Source organism: Verminephrobacter aporrectodeae subsp. tuberculatae At4, assembly GCF_000193225.1.
Classification (GTDB): domain Bacteria; phylum Pseudomonadota; class Gammaproteobacteria; order Burkholderiales; family Burkholderiaceae_C; genus Acidovorax; species Acidovorax aporrectodeae.
The window spans coordinates 1-937 of sequence record NZ_AFAL01000792.1; the positions used below are offsets into that span (position 1 = coordinate 1).

Annotated in this window: 2 protein-coding genes; both read left to right on the plus strand. The window is 73.6% G+C overall.

Annotation, left to right across the window (positions count from 1 at the left end; translation table 11 throughout):
• A partial coding sequence (locus VTU_RS29360) for a TolC family protein (RefSeq protein WP_010108713.1) occupies positions 1-313 on the plus strand: 313 nt, incomplete at its 5' end.
• A gap of 66 nt (positions 314-379) precedes the next feature.
• On the plus strand, positions 380-937 hold a 558-nt coding region (locus VTU_RS0121580; protein WP_138927999.1), incomplete at its 3' end, for an efflux RND transporter periplasmic adaptor subunit.

Genomic DNA, 937 nt, shown 5'->3' on the forward strand with positions numbered 1-937 from the left:
CGAGGTCGAGCAGGCGCTGGTGCGGCTGGCGAGCACCGCCGAGCGCAATGCCAGTGCGCGCACCGCTGCCGAAGGCTACCGCGCTTCGTTTGCCGCCACCGAGTCCGGCTGGCGCGCCGGCCTGACGAGTCTGCTCGAACTGGAGGACGCGCGGCGCAACGCGTTCGCCGCCGAAGACGCCCTGATCGCCCTGCGCAACGAGCGCCAGCTGGCCTGGATCGCGCTGTACCGCGCAGCCGGCGGTGGATGGGACGCGCAGCAGGGCCTGGCCACGGCCCAGTCATCCGACACCCCGGACAGCAGCGCGCGCTGAGCACCGGCCGCACGCTGCCGCCCAAGGAACCGACGAACCGACGAACCCATGGAATGGACCTGACCCATGCCCGATTGCACACCAGATTCCCGGCCCGATTCCCCTTCTGCTTGCCCGCCGGCTCGCACACCGGACTCCTGGCTCTCGCGGCGCACCGCCTGGGCGTTGGCGGGCCTGGGGGGCGCCTGCGCGCTGGCCGCGGGCGCGGTGCTGCTGTCTGGCGCGTCGCGCGCCGCCGATGAACCCAAGACGCAGGCGGCGCTCACGGTGAACGCGGTGCAGCCGCAGCGCAGCCGCTTTCCGCTGCGCCTGGCCGCCAACGGCAACGTGGCCGCCTGGCAGGAGGCGAGCATCGGAGCCGAGGGCAACGGCCTGCGCCTGACCGGGGTGCTGGTGAACGTGGGCGACCGGGTCGCTGCCGGCCAGTTGCTCGCCACCTTCTCGGACAGCAGCGTGCACGCCGACCTGGCCCAGGCGCAGGCCAACCTGTTCGAGGCGCAGGCGAACGCCGGCGAGGCCCGCGCGAACGCCAGCCGTGCGCGCACGCTGGAGGCCACGGGCGCGCTGAGCCAGCAGCAGATCGATCAGTTCATGACCGCCGGGCAGACCGCGCAGGCGCGCGTG